Below are 1,581 nucleotides of genomic sequence, written 5' to 3' on the forward strand. Positions count from 1 at the left end.
TTGGCCCGACGAATCACACGGCGATGAGCATCCTGCTTGCCGCGTCCTGCGGCGCTCGCGGTGACACAGTACAGTCTGCGCGGCGCGCGTCGTTCTGTCAGTCGGGCATTTGCACTGCACGGTGTAGGTGCAGGACTACGCAGAACCGTCATGGCGCGCGTAACCACTTGTTTCTACAGTCGTCGCGTGTGATTCATGCTTTCGCACTCGCCCATCGGTGAATGCCCCGATCATGTGCTTGGCAGCCCATGCGCCGAAGTTTCTTCCATGTATCCGGTTGACACGCTTGAGCATTTCTTCCAGCTGTGGGTGACGCGTTCACCTTGTCGCAGAAAGAGCCGTAGGTCGTCGGCGCCGTGTCCGCGACGATGTCAGATCGCGATGCTCGGGTCCGCGCTGAAATCACCCGCCCACGGCGCACATTCCGACGCTCGCGCCAGAAGCCGTCGTTGCGACGGCGTGCACTGGCGGGGTAACCACAACCGCTATGCGCCGTCCTCACGGCGCGGCGGCATGACGCTCAGCGCGGCGTGGGTGCGCCGATCGGCAACACGACCTTGCCGTGGGTCTCGTTGATGACCTCGGCGGCCGACAGGTAGAATGCCAGCAATGCGGTGATCAGGCCACCGTAGCCGCCAAACTGGTGCAGCGAGGCCGATCCGGTCCACTCGCCGGCGGCCAGCAGCCAGAAGGTGATCACCAGCACCAGGAAGACCAACTGCAGCGCGCGGTTGAGCTTTAGCGCGGCGATCAGCATGTACAGCGTGAACACGCCCCACATGAACAGGTACCAGCCGACGAACGCGGCCGGCGTGCTGCCGTGCAGGAATTGCACGAACAGCGCAAACGACCACCAGAACGCGCCGTAGCCGCAAAACGCGGTCATGCCGAAGGTGTTGCCGCGCTTGAGCTCGGTGACGCCGGCGACGAACTGCGCCGTGCCGCCAAACGCAAACGCCAGCGCCAGCACCATGCCCATGCCGTCGCCGCTGGCGAAACCGGCATTGATCAGACTCAGCATCCAGGTCGTGAGCGCGAATCCGGCGAGCCCCAGCGGGGCAGGATTGGCCAGTCGGTTGTCCATCGGTGATCTCCGTGGTGAGGGAATCAGAGCGCAGCGCGGGCGCAGACCACAGCGGCTTGCAGCGACGCCGAGAAGACATCCGCGCGTCAACGGACTCCCGTCCGATCCGCGCTGTGTCGCTGTCCCTGCCCCGAACAGTGCGTTCGAGGATCGGCGTTGGCCATCGTGGTGGCTATACGCCCTTGGTCGACATTCGACTAAAGTCCACTTGGTCGTCGGGCTTGCGCGACTAGTGTTGTCTGCTTGGGGCGCGCGTCGCGCATCGACCCCCGGCGCTGTCGCGCCATCAGCCGAGAAGGAACACGTCATGTCCAAGGTCTATCCGGTTCCGCCCGCCTTTGCCGCCGACGCCCGCGTGCGCGCTGACGACTACGCGCGCCTGTATGCCGAATCGGTGCGTGATCCCGAGCGCTTCTGGAGTCGCGTCGCGCAGCGGCTGGACTGGATGCGCTTTCCCATGCGCATCAAGGACACCAGCTTTGCGCGCGAGGACTTCC

The 1,581-nt window shown here is 64.6% G+C and carries 2 protein-coding genes; one reads left to right on the forward strand and one right to left on the reverse strand.

Annotated features, from left to right (window positions below; translation table 11 throughout):
- Window positions 1-520 precede the first annotated feature (520 nt).
- On the reverse strand, window positions 521-1,084 hold the full coding sequence (locus ACYDAT_RS10085; protein ID WP_461438607.1) for an acetate uptake transporter: 564 nt from the start codon (window positions 1,082-1,084) through the stop codon (window positions 521-523).
- A 307-nt stretch (window positions 1,085-1,391) separates the two neighbouring features.
- Between ACYDAT_RS10085 and ACYDAT_RS10090 the strand changes: the two genes are divergently transcribed.
- On the forward strand, window positions 1,392-1,581 hold a 190-nt coding region (locus ACYDAT_RS10090), incomplete at its 3' end, for an acetyl-coenzyme A synthetase N-terminal domain-containing protein (RefSeq protein ID WP_461438606.1).

Source organism: Metallibacterium sp., from assembly GCF_054637675.1.

Coding starts and splice junctions, on each gene's coding strand:
- ACYDAT_RS10085 (WP_461438607.1), bottom strand. CDS start 1,084: ATGGACAACCGACTGGCCAATCCTGCCCCGCTGGGGCTCGCCGGATTC.